This window comes from Actinomadura darangshiensis, assembly GCF_004349235.1.
Taxonomy (GTDB): Bacteria; Actinomycetota; Actinomycetes; order Streptosporangiales; family Streptosporangiaceae; genus Spirillospora; species Spirillospora darangshiensis.
Genome location: NZ_SMKY01000201.1, coordinates 1 through 16,695, shown reverse-complemented (window position 1 = coordinate 16,695; position 16,695 = coordinate 1). Strand labels below are relative to the sequence as shown.

Below are 16,695 nucleotides of genomic sequence, written 5' to 3'. Positions count from 1 at the left end.
GTGCCGCCATATCCGCCGCGGCATCGGGGGGATGCCGCGGCGGATATGGCGGCACTGGCGGGGGCGGCGCGGATCGCGGACGGGCGTGCGGACGCGTGCGAGAGCGCCAAGGAGATCGCGGGCGCGTCAGGGGCCGAGATGTCGCGGTGTCGGGTGCAGGGAGACGTCGTTGACGTGTGGGTGACCGTCGAACTGAAGGTGCCGATGGAGATAGGGATGATGCGAGTCGTTTCGCGGGCCAGGGCTGGTCCTGTGAGGCGGGACGGCGTAGCCTGGCCCCGGCATGCTTCGTTGCACTGAGTGTCAATAGCCGGGAGGGTGTGCGGATGGCGACAAAGTCCCGCTTTGTCATTCTCCTGTGACTCTTGCTACCCGGTGGTACGTTACGCTGCCGTAAGCCTGTAGTTACCAACGGGGCGCGGTGAGGCTCGCGCAGGACGCCGGCGAAGGGATTGAGGCCGTGACCATCGTTCGCAGGATCGGTGCAGTCGCCCTGGCGGCGCCCCTTGCGATGAGCTTCCCGGTACTCGCAGCCCTGCCCGCGCAAGCCGCCTCGACCACTGTCGTCACCCCGGCGGACGGTGCGGTTATCACCAGCGGGTCCGAGTTGACCGCCAAGGCCCACTTCGACTTCGCGGTCACGATGCAGCTCCGGGTGAACGGCCCTGGAATCGGCGACACGTTCCTGCAGGAGAAGGGGTTCTCCGGGGACATGTCGGGCACCTTCTCGATCGGTCGGAACGGCAAGTACAAGGTCTTCCTGAAGGGGAAGCAGACCGGCCACATCTACGACTCGAACACCTTCACCGTCCGGGTGGCGCCGGCGGCGCCGACCGGCGTGGCCGCGGATGCGTCCGGCGGGAAGCTCGTCGTGAAGTGGAACCGCGGTCTTGAGGACGACCTCACCGGCTACACGTTGGCCGGTTCGGGAGTGAAGTCCAAGTCCGGTTCGCTGAAGTCCCTGTGCGAGGGGACGAGTTGTTCCGCCACCCTGGCACTGACACGGTCCACCGGCGCCGCCTCGGTGGGCGTCCGGGCGAAGCGCTCCACGGGCACGGGTGGATCGCTGTACTCCAGCACGTCCACGGCGACCGCCTCGTTGGGCGGCGGTTCCGTGGCCGGCGGTGCGGCTCCGTCCCTCCCCTCCGGGGCCGGGGTTCCTGGCACCGCGACGCCGCTGACGCCGTTCAACAACGAGTCGCCGGTCACCCTCCCGTCCGTCCAGCCGGACGGTGCGACGCCGGGCTTCACCTACCCCGCGCCGCAGATCGCCACCGACTCGCCGCGGGCGCAGAACGTCGCGGCGACCGACCGCCTCCAGTGGGGCAAGAGCGTGGGCATCGCGATGATCTTGCTGATCGTCGCCGCGCACCTCGGCACCTGGACACGGCGACTGCGCGTCGCCCAGGCGGGCACGAGCAGCAAGGGCATGGCCGCCCGCATCGCGCGCGGTGGCACCGGCCGCAGGCGGGTCAGCAAGTCACGTGCGCAGATCGCACGCGCCGAGGCGCTCGCCAAGACCGCCCCGGTGACACTCCCCGGAGCCAAGACTGACGGTGTGAAGGACTCGGCGGTCGCAAGTCCACGCACATCGAAGGCTGGACGCCGCCCTGCGACCCTCGGGAAGCGTTCCGGTGGCAGCGGCGTGAACGTCCGCATCGGCGAGCCCGCCTCGAAGAAGCAGCCCAAGCGAGCCCACCGCCGCAAGTGACGACCGCTCGGTCATCAGGCCTCGCCCGGCACGCAAGCGGCGCGGTTCGCGTGCAACTGGGTCCTCGCCACCTGCAAAGACCGCTACGACGCCAAAGGCAATTGGTGGTCGAGTAATCAGCGGGTTCGGCCAACCGGGCCAAGCCGCCGCGCGGCTGGCCCGCCACCACGCCCGCATCGCCCCACCTGCGCGCTGATGCGCTGCATAAGCCACCACCTTGGTGGCGGAGCGGTATGAGACCGTCGTGGTCGAGGACCTCAACGTCACCGGGATGGTGGCCAACCGGCGCCTGGCCCGCGCGGTCGCCGACCAGGGGGTTCGGGCAGACGCGGCGGATGCTGGGGTACAAGACCGGCTGAACGGCGGCCCCGTCTAGTGGTCGCCGACCGCTGGTTTCCCGCGTCCAAGACGTGCTCGGGGTGCGGCGTGGTGAATGCCGAGCTCGCCCCGTCCGGGCGCACCTACCGATGCGACGCCGACGCGGGTGGCGGGTTCGGGCAGGCGCGGCGGATGCTGGGGTCCGGGACCGGATGGAACGCCGGGAATCTGGTGGTCGGTGACCGCTGGTTTCCCGCGTCCAAGACGTGCTCGGGGTGCGGCGTGGTGAATGCCGAGCTCGCTCAGTCCGGGCGCACCTACCGATGCGACGCCGACGGCGGCGGCGGTCTGGTTTTGGGGCGTTACGTCAACGTCGCGCGTAATCTGCTCGATCTCGCCGTCCTTGGGGCGGAGAGATGGAACGGCTGTGGAGGCGATGTGAGACAGGGACCTGCCGGGCTCCCGTCTGCGAGACAGGGACCTGGCATTGCGCGTGCGGGTGAGGCCGGGGTCGCTGCCGTGCAAGGGGCGGATGTCCCGACAGTGAACTCCCACATTCGCTCACAATGCGGGTCACGGTCTAGGCTGCCTTGCCGAGTCGGATCGCCCGGATCGTCTGGCATTGTGTCCCTGTCGTCCGCGACCTCGGCCTCGTCCCGTCCGGGACGGAAGGCCCGATGGAGAGGAGACCCTCCGCATGATCTTCCTGGGACTGATCGTCGCGCTCGCCGCCGTTACCGTCGGTGTCGCCGTGGTGCTCGACAACACGGGTGCCGCCCAGATGAGCGTGTTCGGGGACGAGATCCCGGGGATCTCGTCGCAGTGGCAGGTGTTCATGGCCGGCGCCGTGGTCGCCATCGTGTTCATGGCGGGCGTGATGGTCGCGGCGCTGGGCTTCCGGCGCGCGATGGGCATGCGGCGGGAGCTCCGCGATCTGCGGGACGAGCACGAGGAGTCCCTGCAGACGCTGGAGTTGGAGCGGCGGAAGCTGCAGCAGGCGCTCGCGCAGGCTCGTCGCGGCATGGACGGGCCCTCCGTCCCCGCGCAGCGCGTAGCCCCTAACTGAGGGCGTTAGGCGGGGGCCTCGTCCAGGAGGACGGCCAGGAGGTCCAGCGCGCCGCGCTTGTCCAAGGGGTCGTTGCCGTTGCCGCATTTCGGGGACTGGATGCAGGACGGGCAGCCCGAGTCGCACTCGCAGGACGCGATCGCGTCGCGGGTGGCGCGCAGCCAGGTGGCGGCGTCGGCGTAGCCGCGTTCGGCGAAGCCCGCACCGCCTTCGTGGCCGTCGTAGACGAAGACGGTGAGGAGCCCTGTGTCGGGGTGGACGGCCGTGGAGACGCCGCCGATGTCCCAGCGGTCGCACGTGGCGAACAAGGGGAGCAGGCCGATCGAGGCGTGTTCGGCGGCGTGGGCGGCGCCTGCCAGGTCGAGGTCGTCCAGGCGGGAGATCTGGGGCTCGGAGAGGGTCCACCATACGGCGCGTGTGCGGAGGGTGCGGGGCGGGAGGTCGAGGGGTTTCTCGCCGAGCATTTCGCCGGTTTGCAGGCGGCGCATCTGGTACGCGACCACTTGGCGGGTGACTTCGACGGTTCCGAAGCAGAGCGTGGCCTCGCCCCAGGAGGCTGAGCGGAGGCGTTCCACGATGCTGATGTCGGTCACGTCGCGTGCGGTCGTCGAGTAGTCGGGGTCGGCCGCCTCTACGAGCGCGACGGAGTCGTCCAGGTCGAGGGTCTGGACGATGAACGACTCGCCTTGGTGGATGTAGACGGCGCCCTCGTGGACGGTGGTGTGCGCGGACGCTTCGTCGACGGTCCCTAGGAGCCGGCCAGTGGACGCCTCGACGACCTGGACGGGTGCGCGGCCCGCGCCGCGGATGTCGGCCAGGTCGGCGGCCTTGTCGCGGCGCGTCCAGTACCAGCCGGCCGGGCGATGGCGGAGCATGCCGCGGCGGACGAGGTCGGGCAGCAGGTCGGCGGTCGCGGGCCCGAACAGCGGGAGATCGTCCTCGGTGAGCGGCATCTCGGACGCCGCCGCGCACAGGTGGGGTTCGAGGACGTAGGGGTTGTCGGGGTCGAGCACGGTGGCCTCGACCGGCGTCCCGAAGATCGCCTCCGGGTGGTGGACGAGGAACGTGTCGAGCGGGTCGTCCCGGGCGACGAGGACGGAGAGGGCGGCTTGCCCGGAACGTCCGGCACGTCCTGCCTGCTGCCAGAGGGACGCGCGGGTGCCCGGCCAGCCGCAGACCAGGACGGCGTCGAGCCCGGAGACGTCCACGCCGAGCTCCAGGGCGTTCGTGCTCGCCAAACCGATGATCGAGCGGGAGCGAAGGGCGGCTTCCAGAGCGCGTCGTTCCTCGGGCAGATAGCCGGCGCGGTAGGCGGCGACCTGTTCGGCCAGGGCGGGAGCGACGTCGTGCAGAGCGCGCTTGGCGCTGAGTGCCACCGACTCTGCACCGCGCCTAGAACGGACGAATGCGAGCGTCTGAACGTCCTCGACCACGAGGTCGGCCAAGAGGTCGCCGGCCTCGGCGGTGGCGGTGCGGCGGATCGGTGCGCCTTGTTCACCGCGCAGGTCCGTCAGCGGGGGTTCCCATAGGGCGAACGTGGCCGGGCCCCGGGGGGAGGCATCGTCGTCGACCGCGACGACGTCCAGCCCAGTGAGACGGGACGCGGCAGTAGCAGGTGCCGACGCGGTGGCCGATGCCAGGATGAACGTGGGAGAGGAGCGGTACCGTCCGCAGACGCGGCGCAGGCGACGCAGGACGTGCGCCACATGAGATCCGAAGACGCCGCGATATCCGTGGGCTTCGTCTATGACCACGTACTGGAGCCGGCGTAGGAACGATGACCAGCGGGCGTGTCCGGGCAGGATCGACCGGTGCAGCATGTCCGGGTTGGTCAGCACGTAGTTGGCGTGTTGCCGGACCCATGTCCGCTCGTCCTGCGGAGTGTCCCCGTCGTAGGTCGCGGCGCGCACGCGCGTGAGGCGCAGGGAGCGGAGCGCGCGGAGCTGGTCGGCGGCCAGGGCCTTCGTCGGCGAAAGGTAGAGGATCGTCCCCTCGCGGTGTGGATTCTCGTCCCCCGCGTAGATCGCCTCGACCGAGGGCAGCAGGTAGGCCAGCGACTTACCGGACGCGGTGCCTGTGGCGATGATCACAGACCGTCCGGCGCGGGCGTGCTCGGCGGCCGCCGCCTGGTGCTCCCAGGGCGCGTCGATGCCGGCCGCGGCCAGTCGCTCCAGCAGCAGCGGCGGCGACCAGGCGGGCCACTCGGCACGACGGCCCTGACGTGCGGGAACGCGCTCCACATGGGTGATGCGATCGCGTCGTGTGGGGTCGGCGAGCAGCCGGTCCAGGGGAGTTGAAGATCTTTGGGCGCCCATCAGGTTTTCAGTTTGCCAGCCTGGGCAAAACTACGGGAACGCCCCGGCGACGGAGGGCTGCATACCCCCTGCCCTGGCCATGAGATCAGCAGGTCAGACGGGATGGCGCGAACTTTCGCCCGTGTGGGCGATTACGTGCGTACCCAACGCCGGAGCGTGGTTGAATCACGGCGAAGTCTCGAACGGCGGGCCCGCCCCGGCGGCCGGTGATCGAGATCGGATAGTGCTGCACGGCGCGTGGAGGATCTGTGGACCTGAAGGTGAACGACTACACCACCGACGATGGCCTTACCGTCATCAACGTGGAGGGCGAGATCGACGTCTACACGGCGCCGAAGCTTCGCGAGAAGCTCATCGACCTGGTCAACAAGGGCAAGTTCCACCTGCTCGTGGACATGGAGAAGGTGGAGTTCCTCGACTCCACCGGGCTCGGCGTCCTCGTCGGCGGGCTGAAGCGGGTGCGCGCCCACGACGGCTCGCTGGAACTGGTGTGCACCCAGGAGCGCATCCTCAAGATCTTCCGGATCACGGGGCTGACCAAGGTCTTCGGCATCCACGACTCGATCGCCGAGGCCGAGGAGAAGCGCAAGGGCGCCAAGTAGGCGCCCCCGCGACCGAGATGTCGACCGTTGAACTCTCCTTCAGCGCGCTGCCCGTCCACGTCCGGACCGCCCGGCTGATCGTGACCGCCGTCGCCCGCCGCAGCGGCGTCGCCGAATCCCTGCTGGACGAGGTCAGGCTCGCGGTGGGCGAGGCGTGCTCGCGGGCCGTGGAGGCGCATCGCCGGCACTGCCCGGACGAGCCCGTCCGGCTCGAACTGAGCGGCGCCGGACGCCGCTTCGAGGTGACCGTCAGCGACACCGTCCCCGGCGACGACACGGCGGGGGGCCTCCCGGCGGCCCCGGACCCGGACGACTACGGCTTCGGCGAGGGCACCGCGGAGCTGGGGCTGGCCGTCATCGCCGGGCTCGCCGACGACGTGGAGATCGCCGCCACGCCCAAGGGGGTCCAGATCCGGATGAGCTGGCCCGCCGAAGCCGAGGCGACCATCTGAAGCGCCCCCGTCCCTGACTCGCGGCCGAAGGCCCCGCGAAGGCCCCGCCCACCCCGGGCGGGGCCTTCGCCGTCTCCGGACCCCGTGGGGCTGGTGGGGCCCGTGTTGTGAGATTCTCTTATGATCACCGGCGGATCGATCCGATTTGGGTCTGGACATATTCCGTGTTAATGCCTAGCTTGAATGTGGACGCCCGGTGCCCCCGCCGATGCGTCATTCGACCCTGTCTCCGCCCGGGTGACCGTGGGGTAATGGTTGGCTTACCCCGACTGACCTGGGCCGATGCCGCCTGAGCAGGCTTATGGGGCAAATTCCGGCGTATCGTCCATTGCATTTCGGCGACATCTTCATCAGGCGCGTCGCGGCCTTAACAATCGACCTACGCGTGCGTAGACTCCCGGCACCCGCGTTGCCGTGCGAGGCGTTCGAAATCATGACTCGCGGGGTACGCGGTAAAGATCGTCTTTTGTGGCGATCGAGACGCTTTGCCCCTGTCGAGGAGGACGGATGTCCGGGTTTTCCCTGTCAAGCCCGGCCAGCGCAGAAGTGGATCTCGGCGGCGGCGACCTCTCCCTGGTCGTCGTCGTCGCTGTGATCGCGCTGCTCGCACTGGCCGTCGCCGCGGGTCTCGTCCGCGATGTCCTGGCCGCAGGCCAGGGCACCGCGAAGATGCAAGAGATCGCGCGAGCGGTACAGGTAGGCGCCAGCGCCTACCTGAAACGCCAGTTCCGAACGGTCGCGGTCTTCGTAGTCCTCATCCCCCTAGTGCTGCTGCTCCTGCCCGCCGACTCCACGAGCGAGCGGATCGGACGCTCCGTCTTCTTCGTCATCGGCGCGATCTTCTCCGCCGTCACCGGGTTCACCGGCATGTGGCTGGCCGTCCGCGGCAACGTCCGCGTCGCCGCCGCCGCCCGCGAGGAGGGCGGCGAGAAGACGGCGATGCGGATCGCGTTCCGCACCGGCGGCGTCGCCGGCATGTTCACCGTCGGCCTCGGCCTGTTCGGTGCCGCGGTCGTCGTCCTCGCCTACCAGGGCGACGCGCCGAAGGTCCTGGAGGGCTTCGGCTTCGGCGCCGCGCTGCTCGCCATGTTCATGCGCGTCGGCGGCGGCATCTTCACCAAGGCCGCCGACGTCGGCGCCGACCTGGTCGGCAAGGTCGAGCAGGGCATCCCCGAGGACGACCCCCGCAACGCGGCGACGATCGCCGACAACGTGGGCGACAACGTCGGCGACTGCGCCGGCATGGCCGCCGACCTGTTCGAGTCGTACGCGGTAACGCTCGTCGCGGCGCTGATCCTCGGCACCGCGGCGTTCGGCAGCCAGGGCCTGGTGTTCCCGCTGATCGTGCCGATGATCGGCGTGATCACCGCGGTGATCGGCATCTTCGCGGTGGCGCCCCGGGCCGGCGACCGGTCCGGCATGACGGCGATCAACCGCGGCTTCTTCATCTCCGCGGGCATCTCGGCGGTCCTCGTCGCGATCGCCTCGTTCGTGTACCTGCCCTCGTCGTTCGCCGACCTGGACGGCGTCACCGACAAGGCGATCGCCGGGCTGGACGCCGACCCGCGCTGGGTGGCGCTCGGCGCCGTCCTCATCGGCATCGTGCTGGCCAGCGCGATCCAGCTGCTCACCGGCTACTTCACCGAGACCAACCGCAAGCCGGTGAAGGAGGTCACCGGCAGCGCCCGGACCGGCCCCGCGACCGTCATCCTGTCCGGCATCTCGCTCGGCCTGGAGTCGGCCGTCTACACCGCGCTGGTGATCAGCGCCGCCGTCTACGGGGCGTTCCTGCTCGGCTTCGGCAACACCACCGTCGCGCTGTTCGCGGTGGCGATGGCCGGCACCGGGCTGCTCACCACGGTCGGCGTGATCGTGTCGATGGACACCTTCGGCCCCGTCTCCGACAACGCCCAGGGCATCGCCGAGATGTCCGGGGACGTGCAGGGCGAGGCCGCGTCCGTCCTGGAGCGGCTGGACGCGGTCGGCAACACCACCAAGGCGATCACCAAGGGCATCGCGATCGCGACGGCGGTGCTCGCCGCGACCGCGCTGTTCGGCTCCTTCCGGACGACGGTGATCGCGGCGCTGGGCGACGCGTCGCAGAGCGCGAAGGACGCGATCGGCGACGACTTCCTCACCTTCAACCTGTCGATCGCCAGCCCGAACGTGCTGATCGGGATGATCATCGGTTCGGCCGTGGTGTTCCTGTTCTCCGGCCTGGCGATCATGGCGGTCGGACGGGCCGCCGGACGGGTCGTGGCGGAGGTGCGCAACCAGTTCCGCACCAAGCCCGGGATCATGGACTACACCGAGCAGCCCGACTACGACCGGGTCGTGGACATCTGCACCCGGGACGCGCAGCGCGAGCTCGCCACCCCCGGGCTGCTCGCCATCATGACGCCGATCGCGGTCGGCTTCGCCTTCGGGTACGCGCCGCTCGGCGCATTCCTCGGCGGCGCCATCGCGGCCGGCGTGCTGATGGCGGTGTTCCTGTCCAACTCCGGCGGCGCCTGGGACAACGCCAAGAAGCTCGTCGAGGAGGGCCAGCTCGGCGGCAAGGGCAGCGACGCGCACGAGGCGACGATCATCGGCGACACCGTCGGCGACCCGTTCAAGGACACCGCCGGTCCCGCGATCAACCCGCTGATCAAGGTGATGAACCTGGTCGCGCTGCTGATCGCGGACGCGGTGGTCACCTACGCGGGCAACATGACGCTGCGCGTCGTGGTGGCCGTGGCGTCCGTCGCGGTCATCGTCGCGGCCATCGTGATCTCCAAGCGGCGCGCCGACCCGATCGCCGAGGACCCGGCCCCCGCCGTCGAGAGCGGCACGCCGGACCCGGCGGCCGAGAGCGGCGAGGCCGACGGCGCCATCGAGGAGGGCGAGCCCGAGGAGGCGGCCGTCGGCTCGAACGGCACCAAGGCCGAGTCGGGCAGCGAGGAGTCCGCGGGCAAGTCCTGACCGTCCGGACATGAGGGGGCCGGTGGCGACCAGCCACCGGCCCCTTTCGCGTCCCCGGGGGTCCTGTCGTGACCACGCGGCACCGCCCGTACGCTTTGGGTGGGAGCTCGGACGTCCCGGGACCGGAGATCAGGAGGCGGCTGTGGCGAACAGCGACAGCGGCGGCAAGCCGACGATGTCGGGACCCAAGGGCCTCGCCATCGCGCTCGGCGGGATGCTCGGCATCATGCTCGTGCTCTGGGCGATCGCGGCCCTCGTCGCACCTTAGGCCGGCGCGCGCGCTCCGGGCCGGCGCGCCCCGGGCCGCCGCGCCTTAGGCTGGCGCGCATGCCGACGCTCATCGTTCTCCGCCATGCCAAGGCCGTCGCCGGTCTGGGCATGTCCGACATCGACCGCACCCTGAACGACCGCGGCCGCCGCGACGCCGCCGCGACCGGTGACTGGCTGCGCGCCAACGGCCTCGTGCCCGGCCACGTCCTGTGCTCCACCGCCGCCCGGACGCGGGAGACCCTGGACCAGCTGGCAGTGGACGCCGCGGTGAGCTTCGAGCCGGGGATCTACGACAACGACCCCGACCACCTCCGCACCCTCGTCGGCGAGGCCCCGGAGGATGCCGCGCGGCTGCTGCTCGTCGGGCACAACCCGTCCGTGCACCAGCTCGTCCACGACCTGACGGGCGAGGCCCCGGACGCGTTCCCGACCTGTGCGCTGGCAGTGATCGAACTGCCCGGCCCGTGGACGGACGTCCGCCCCGGCCTGGGCACGCTCCGCACCGTCCACACCCCAAAGGACTGACCGCTTCGGAGGGACGCCACCGCTCCCGAAGGCTCGACCGCTCCCGGGCGCGACCGCTCCTGAAGGATCGACCGCTTCGGGAGGACCGGCCGCTCCTGAAGGATCGGCCGTTTCCGAGGGATCGGTCGCTACGGGCGTGGTTCGGCGGCCTCTAGTGACGACTCGATGACCGTTCCGGCGTCTCGCCGCAGTGCCCTGATCGTGTGGCGGGTCCCGGACACCTGGAGCAGGGCGTGCCGCAGCGGGGTCGGCTCGTCCCGGCCGACGCCCGCCTTGATCTCGGCGCGGCGCCGCCGGGTGAGCGTCGACAGGTGGGTGTCGAGGTCGGCGAGCTCCTCCTTGAGCTCCTCGACGGGCGCGGCGGCGTCCGGGTCGCGGTCGTCCGGTTCCTCCAGCAGCGCGGCGGCCTCCTCCAGCTGGTCGGCGAGCCGGTCGAGGATCTCGGGGATCGGCCCGGTGTCGACGGCCTGCTCGCGGGACAGCCGCGCGACCGCGATCAGGTGGTCGCGGGTGCGGTGCGCGGCGTCCACCGCCCGGCGCAGCTCGTCGATCAGCCCGGTGTCGGGCAGCCGTTCGTGGCCGAGCCGCGTCCGGGTCTCCGCGACGGCCTCCGCGGCCCGCTCCGCCGCCACGATCGTGTCGTGCGCCAGCCGGACGCTTCCCCCGGCGAGAACGTCCGCCGTCCCCCGGACGAGGCCGGCGTGGGTGCGCAGCAGCCGTTCGAGCTGGACGGGCAGCCGCTCGAAATGCCCGGCGGGCCACAGCAGCCGGACGGCGAGGTACGACATGAGCGTCCCGGCGAACGTCAGCCCGATCCGCTCGCCGGCGGTGCGCCAGTCGGCGGGCGTGGAGAAGTCGAGCAGCATCATCGCCAGCGGCGTCCCGAACAGCGCCCAGTAGGAGAAGTTCACCGACCGCATCGCGAACCCGGCCATCGCGAAGACGAACACGATCACCGCGACGGTGGCCTGCCCCGGCGCGAGCGTCAGGATGATCGCGGCGACGACGGACCCGGCCGCGGTGCCGCCGACGCGCTGCAGGAGCCGTTCGACGGTCTCGCCGTAGGTGGCGCGCAGGCTCAGCATCGCGGTGATCGTCATCCAGTGCCCGTGCGGGATCTTGAGGGCGGCGGCCAGCGCCATCGACACCACCGCCGTCACGAACACCCGCGACACCTGCCGGAACGTCGGGGAGCGGGTGCGGACGGCGCGGCGCAGCCGGTCCCAGACCGGCATCGGGTCGAGGGTGTCCGGCATCCGCGGCGGCCCGAGCCCGATCCGCAGGCCGCTCTTGACGATGCGGCGGGTGGACGCGACCTCGCCGGCGATCCGGTCGATGGAGCGCCGCACCTGGCCGATCAGCGCGACCGCGACGAGGTCCTCGTCGCCGGCGAGCCCGGCGCGCCGGATGTGCTCGGCGGCCCGTCCCATCCGCCGGACGGCCGCGGACTCCTCCCGCCCGAGCGGCGCCTCCCCCGCGGTCGCGATCGCCCCCGCCAGCAGCCGCAGCCGCGCCGCGAGCGCCGAGATCGCCGTCTGCGTCTCCAGCCGCCACTCGCGGTCCGGCGGGTAGTTCTTCGCCGCCTCCAGGACGGCCTGCAGCGTCACCGTCTCGTGCAGGACGCGGCCGAGCGCGTCGATGAGCCGCTCGGGCCTGGTCGGGTCGCTGCGCCCGCGTCCCGTCCGGTAGAGCGCGTAGGTGGCGCGCGCCGCCGTCAGCGCCTCCGACGCCGCCCGCCGCTTGGCCTCCCAGTCCGGGATGCGGGTCACCGCGAGCAGGTCGGGGTTCGTCAGCTCGACGGCGTCCAGCACCTCGGCGTCGTGCGCGCCCACGTCCTCGGCCACCGCGTCCAGCGCCTCGGCGACCCCGTCGGCGGCCTCGCTCAGCGCCCCCCGCAGCGGGCGCAGCCGCCGCGCGGGCCACGGCGCCAGCAGCAGCCCGGCGGTGAGCAGCCCGCCGATCAGCTCCAGCCCCCCGGTGTTCAGGACGTCCGCGGACGGCGGCCGCACGGCGCTCAGCAGCACCGCGAGCCCCGCCGTCGGCCCGATCCGGGGCACCGCGACCCCGAGCGCCACCAGCGGCGGTACGACGATCACCGCGGGCCACAGATGCCCGCTGAGCAGCCCGCCGACCGCCGCCCCGACCGCGACGATCACGACCCCGACGGTGAGGCTCCGCGCCTGCGCGCCGTAGGGCCCCTCGGGCGCCCGCAGCGCCACCAGGTAGGCCCCGAGCGCGGCCATCGACCCCTGCGCCGCGTGCCCGCTCAGCGACCCCGCGAGCAGCGGCACGGCCACGGCCACGGCGGCGGCCGCCCCGTACAGGGGCGTCGCCTGCCCGTTGGCCCGCGCGAACACCTCCCGCACCCGCCGCAACATGATCCAGATCTACCCAACGGGACGGCCACTCGGAACCCCTTGGCAGGGAGCCGGCCGGACACCGATACCGGGTCGGCCGGTTGCGGTAGCTCACGGTGACCGGACGGTCGCACTTGTCGACCGTCGAGAGCCTCGGTGAAAGGGAGCCATGCTCACAGTCATTTTCGGAGTCGTGGGGACGCCAGCAGTCCTGGTCGCCTCTGTTCTGATCGCGCAGTACCTGGCCGCCCGGGCGGTCGCCGCGCCCCCGGACCTGCTCCAGGCCCGAAGGCAGCTCATCGGCTCGCTCGGCCCGGGCCGCGCCTTCCTCATGCTCTACGGAGCGGGAATCTTCATCACGACCGCCGTGGGCCTGATCCTCGGCGAGGTCCTGCAGCGATTCGAGCACCCGGTCGATTGGGCCGTGTTCCACTGGGTCGAGGACGCCTCAGGGCAGGGCTGGCTGCACGCGATGACGGCGCTGGGGCGGATGGGCGACCCATGGCCGACGCGGTACACCGCGATCGTGGCCATCGTCATCCTGACTGGTGTCGCCATCGCCAGGCGGGAACGCTTCTGGGTGCCCGCCGGGTTCATCGGCGGGTCGGTGGTCGTGGAGAAGTTCGACCAGACGGCCCTCGCGAAGATCGTGGACCGCGGTCACCCGCCGACGGGCCTCGGCACCTTCCCGTCCGGCGGGTGCGTGCGGATCCTGGTGATCTACGGTGCGATCATGCTGGTGGTGCTGGCCTACCTGCGCGCCGGGCGAGTCGTCCGCTCGTTCGGCTGGAGCCTGATCGCCACGATGGCTTTCGCAGAGGGCTACACACGCATCTACGTGGGCAAGCATTGGGCGACCGACGTCCTCGGGGGCTGGGTCCTCGGCGGGCTGATGCTGGCGGTGACCGTCTTCGCGGGCCGGGCGCTACTGGCGCGGGAGCGTCCCCCGCTCCCGGCAGGACGGGACGGGGCCGCGGAGCGGAACCCGCCTTCGGCGGCCGCGGCGGCCGACGTGTCGTGATGTCAGCCGGCGTCGGCGTCGGCGGCGTCGGCGGCTTCTATCTCTTCGCGGGAGATGCCCAGGAGGAAGACGATCGTGTCCAGGTAGGGGACGTTGACGGCCGTGTCGGCGGCCTGGCGGACCACCGGTTTGGCGTTGTAGGCGATGCCCAGGCCGGCGGCCTGGAGCATGTCCAGGTCGTTGGCGCCGTCGCCTACGGCGACCGTCTGGCTGATCGGGATGCCGGACTCGCGGGCGAAGCGTTCCAGGGCGGCGGCCTTGCCGGCGCGGTCGATGACCGGGCCGCGGACGCGGCCGGTGATCTTGCCGTCGGCGATCTCCAGGGTGTTGGCGGCGGAGTAGTCGATGCCGAGGTCGTCGACGAGGGCGTCGGTGACCTGGGTGAAGCCGCCGCTGACGATGGCGAACTTGTAGTCGAGGCGCTTGAGGGTGCGGACCATCGTGCGGGCGCCGGCGGCGAGGCGGAGCTTGTCGCGGACGTCGTCGATGGCGGCGGCGTCGAGCCCGGCGAGGAGGGCGACGCGTTCGCGGAGGGAGCCTTCGAAGTCGAGCTCGCCGCGCATGGCGGCCTCGGTGACCTTGGCGACCTCGTCCAGGCAGCCGGCGTGCTCGGCGAGCAGCTCGATGACCTCGCCCTGGATGAGGGTGGAGTCGACGTCCATGACGATCAGCCGCTTGGCGCGCCGGTGCAGGCCGCTCTCCTGGACGGCGACGTCCACGGCCTGCTCGGCGGCCTCGGCGGTGAGGGCGGCGCGCAGCGCCTCGGGGTCGGCGCCGGAGACGTCCAGCTCGATGCACGTGACGGGGTTCTGCGCGAGCCGCTCGATGCGGTCGATGTTGGCGCCGTGCGCGGAGATCCGGCCGGAGATGCCGGCCATGGCGGCGGGCTTCAGCGGGTTGCCGAGGACCGTGACGTGCAGCCGCCCGCTGCGCTTCTGCGGCCGCTTGTTGCGCCCGGTGGACAGCTCGATCTCCATGTCGAGGTCGTTCGCGACGCGTTCGGCGGCGTTCCACACGCGGCCGATGTCGGCGCCCTCGGTGTAGGCGAGCAGGACGCCGAGGACGAGGCGGCCGCGGATCACGACCTGCTCCACGTCGGCGACCGTGAGCGGGAACTGGGAGAGGGTACGGAAGAGGCGGGACGTGACGCCGGGGCGGTCGCGTCCGGTGAGTGTGATGAGCAGCGTGCGCTGTGCTGACCCGTCCATAACTGTTCCCAACGGTACCGGCCGCGACGTGGGCCCCGTCCGGCAGGTCCAGCATGCAAGACGGCTACCGGTTCATGAGGAGGTTGAGATCTCCGAACTCGTGCCAGAGGTAGCCCTCCGCCAGGGCGGCCTCGTAGGTGGCGGTGAGCAGGTCGTGGCCCGCTATGGCGGTGAGCATCATCAGGTGGGACGACTTGGGCTCGTGCAGGCCGGTGAGGAGGCCGTCCACGGCTCGGACACCCTTCGAGGGGGTCACGATGTGCTCCGTCCAGCCGGAGGACGCCTGGACGTGCCCGGAGGCGTCCACGGAGGTCTCCAGGGCGCGGACCGCGGTGGTTCCCACGGCGATCACCCGGCGTCCCTGTGATCGGACGTGCTCGACCAGCGCGGCCGTCGGTTCCGGCACGGCGTAGCGCTCGGCGTACGGGGGTTCGTGGGCTTCGGGGGACGCGACGCCCGTGTGGAGGGTGATCGGGGCGAGAAGGACGCCGCCGGAGACCAGTCGGGTCACGAGTTCGGCGGTGAACGGGCGGGCGGCGCTGGGCATCTCCGCGCTGCCGGTGGAGCGGTCGTGGGCGAAGACGGTCTGGTAGGCGGCGGCGGGCCAGTCGCGGCGGACGTACCCGTACCGGATCGGCACCCCGTGGCGCCGCAGGTAGGGGACGACGTCGGTGCTCAGCCGCGCCTGCCACAGCCGGTCGGTCCCGCGGCCGACCAGCGTGAGGGTCGCGCCGCCGGGGAGCGGGATCCACTCGCCGGGGCAGCCGCCGGAGTACGGGCGGCTGGCCTTGCCGGTGCGGCGGCGCAGTTCGACCATCCACAGGCGGTCGTCCGCGCCCGGGACGGGGGTGGAGAAGTGCACGCTGATCCGGTCGAGCCGGACGGCGGCGGGCAGCGTGGCCGAGGTGTTGACGACCAGCAGGTCACCCGGGTCGAGGAGGGACGGCAGGTCGCGGAACCCGTGGTGGGAGACCTCGCCGGTGGCGCGCCGGGAGACCAGGAGCCGGACGCCGTCGCGGGTGCGGGCGCCCGTTCCCGAGCCCCGCTCCTCGGGCGGCTCGTGGGCCTCCAGGGCGGCCGGAAGGGTGAATTCGACGGTCATTTCGAAACCTCCAGCCGGAGAGCGGCGAACACGCCGAGGGCGGCGATGGCGGCGCACACGGTCCCCGCGGCGGCGAGGCCGGTGCCGAGCCGGGCGGCGCCGAAGCCGGTGACCAGCGCGCCCGCGGCCCCGACCACGAGGGACGCGCCGAGGGTGTCGCTGATCTGCAGCGCGGACGAGTTGACGCCGTGCTCGTCCGCGGGCGACAGCCGGAGCAGCAGGACCGACAGGCTGCCGATGGCGAAGCCCATCCCGGCGCCGGCGACGATCCAGGCGGGGACGGCGGCCCAGCCGGAGATCTGGAGGGCGAACGTCGCCGTGCCGATCCCCGTGATCACGCACAGCGCGCCCAGCAGCACGTAGAACTCGCGGGGCCGCTCGGACCTGCCCTGGATCTGCGCCGCCACCGACCAGCCGAGCGACCCGGAGGTCAGCACGATCCCGGCCTCCGTCGCGCTGAGTCCGTGCAGCCGCATGAGGGTGAGCGGGATGAACACCTCCGCGCCGGTGAACGCGCCCGACAGCAGGCCGCGGACGAGGACGACGCTCGGCAGCCCGCGGCGGAACCGCAGTGTCCCGGCGGGCAGCAGCCGGGGGAGCCCGTACGCGAGGCCGGCGAACCCGGCGGCGGCCGCCGCGAGCGTCGCCCAGCCCGTCCCGTCCAGGCCGTAGAGCAGGAAGCCGGCGCCGGCCGCGACGGCGACCGCGGCGACCGCGCGGCCGCCGCCCTTCGCGGGGGCGGTCTCGGGCTGGGGGATCGCGCGCAGCGCGGGCACCAGCGCCAGGG

Annotated in this window: 15 protein-coding genes and 1 pseudogene; 11 read left to right on the top strand and 5 right to left on the bottom strand. The window is 71.8% G+C overall.

All coding sequences use genetic code 11. From position 1 onward, the window contains the following. From E1293_RS50820 to E1293_RS32365, 5 genes and pseudogenes are all read left to right on the top strand, one after another. Positions 1-300, top strand: a complete 300-nt coding sequence (locus E1293_RS50820; protein ID WP_132201375.1) for an Rv3654c family TadE-like protein — start codon at positions 1-3, stop codon at positions 298-300. Between the two features lie 160 nt (positions 301-460). Then, positions 461-1,711 (top strand): hypothetical protein, encoded by a 1,251-nt coding sequence (locus tag E1293_RS32375; RefSeq protein WP_132201373.1) that lies wholly within the window; start codon positions 461-463, stop codon positions 1,709-1,711. 220 nt (positions 1,712-1,931) lie between these two features. After that, complete coding sequence (locus tag E1293_RS47855) at positions 1,932-2,087, top strand: hypothetical protein (protein ID WP_165978493.1); 156 nt, start codon at positions 1,932-1,934, stop codon at positions 2,085-2,087. Further along, positions 2,087-2,404: pseudogene (locus E1293_RS50815) on the top strand (zinc ribbon domain-containing protein); the annotation flags it as partial. The gene E1293_RS47855 and the pseudogene E1293_RS50815, both read left to right, overlap by 1 nt. A 322-nt stretch (positions 2,405-2,726) precedes the next feature. Further along, positions 2,727-3,095, top strand: coding sequence for a hypothetical protein (locus E1293_RS32365; protein WP_132201371.1), 369 nt, complete (start codon positions 2,727-2,729; stop codon positions 3,093-3,095). 5 nt (positions 3,096-3,100) lie between these two features. Here E1293_RS32365 and E1293_RS32360 read toward each other — a convergent pair whose 3' ends face one another. Beyond that, positions 3,101-5,410: a DEAD/DEAH box helicase gene (locus E1293_RS32360; RefSeq protein ID WP_132201369.1), complete on the bottom strand. Its 2,310-nt coding sequence runs from the start codon at positions 5,408-5,410 to the stop codon at positions 3,101-3,103. Between the two features lie 248 nt (positions 5,411-5,658). Between E1293_RS32360 and E1293_RS32355 the strand changes: the two genes are divergently transcribed. The 5 genes from E1293_RS32355 (at position 5,659) to E1293_RS32340 (ending at position 10,220) form a co-directional block, all read left to right on the top strand. Continuing rightward, positions 5,659-6,012: an STAS domain-containing protein gene (locus E1293_RS32355; protein WP_021597910.1), complete on the top strand. Its 354-nt coding sequence runs from the start codon at positions 5,659-5,661 to the stop codon at positions 6,010-6,012. Between the two features lie 17 nt (positions 6,013-6,029). Further along, positions 6,030-6,464 (top strand): ATP-binding protein, encoded by a 435-nt coding sequence (locus E1293_RS32350; protein WP_132201367.1) that lies wholly within the window; start codon positions 6,030-6,032, stop codon positions 6,462-6,464. Positions 6,465-6,971: 507 nt separating this feature from the next. Continuing rightward, complete coding sequence (locus E1293_RS32345) at positions 6,972-9,425, top strand: sodium-translocating pyrophosphatase (protein WP_132201365.1); 2,454 nt, start codon at positions 6,972-6,974, stop codon at positions 9,423-9,425. A 142-nt stretch (positions 9,426-9,567) separates the two neighbouring features. Continuing rightward, a complete protein-coding gene (locus E1293_RS50300) occupies positions 9,568-9,693 on the top strand; it encodes a hypothetical protein (protein ID WP_279473308.1) in 126 nt (41 codons plus the stop codon). A gap of 59 nt (positions 9,694-9,752) precedes the next feature. Continuing rightward, a complete protein-coding gene (locus E1293_RS32340; RefSeq protein WP_132201363.1) occupies positions 9,753-10,220 on the top strand; it encodes a SixA phosphatase family protein in 468 nt (155 codons plus the stop codon). Between the two features lie 128 nt (positions 10,221-10,348). On the opposite strand, the gene E1293_RS32335 is transcribed toward E1293_RS32340, so the two are convergent. Then, positions 10,349-12,598: an FUSC family protein gene (locus E1293_RS32335; protein WP_132201361.1), complete on the bottom strand. Its 2,250-nt coding sequence runs from the start codon at positions 12,596-12,598 to the stop codon at positions 10,349-10,351. 172 nt (positions 12,599-12,770) lie between these two features. On the opposite strand from E1293_RS32335, the gene E1293_RS32330 reads away from it, so the two are divergent. Next, positions 12,771-13,598: a phosphatase PAP2 family protein gene (locus E1293_RS32330; RefSeq protein WP_207939216.1), complete on the top strand. Its 828-nt coding sequence runs from the start codon at positions 12,771-12,773 to the stop codon at positions 13,596-13,598. A gap of 2 nt (positions 13,599-13,600) precedes the next feature. Here E1293_RS32330 and serB read toward each other — a convergent pair whose 3' ends face one another. The 3 genes from serB to E1293_RS47850 form a co-directional block, all read right to left on the bottom strand. Next, the gene (gene serB, locus E1293_RS32325; RefSeq protein WP_132201359.1) at positions 13,601-14,806 is read right to left on the bottom strand and encodes a phosphoserine phosphatase SerB; all 1,206 of its coding nucleotides are present in this window, start codon (positions 14,804-14,806) and stop codon (positions 13,601-13,603) included. 64 nt (positions 14,807-14,870) lie between these two features. After that, positions 14,871-15,908, bottom strand: a complete 1,038-nt coding sequence (locus E1293_RS32320; protein ID WP_132201357.1) for an S-adenosylmethionine:tRNA ribosyltransferase-isomerase — start codon at positions 15,906-15,908, stop codon at positions 14,871-14,873. Beyond that, the coding region (locus tag E1293_RS47850) for an MFS transporter (protein ID WP_165978492.1) at positions 15,905-16,695 on the bottom strand (791 nt) is incomplete at its 5' end. The genes E1293_RS47850 and E1293_RS32320, both read right to left, overlap by 4 nt.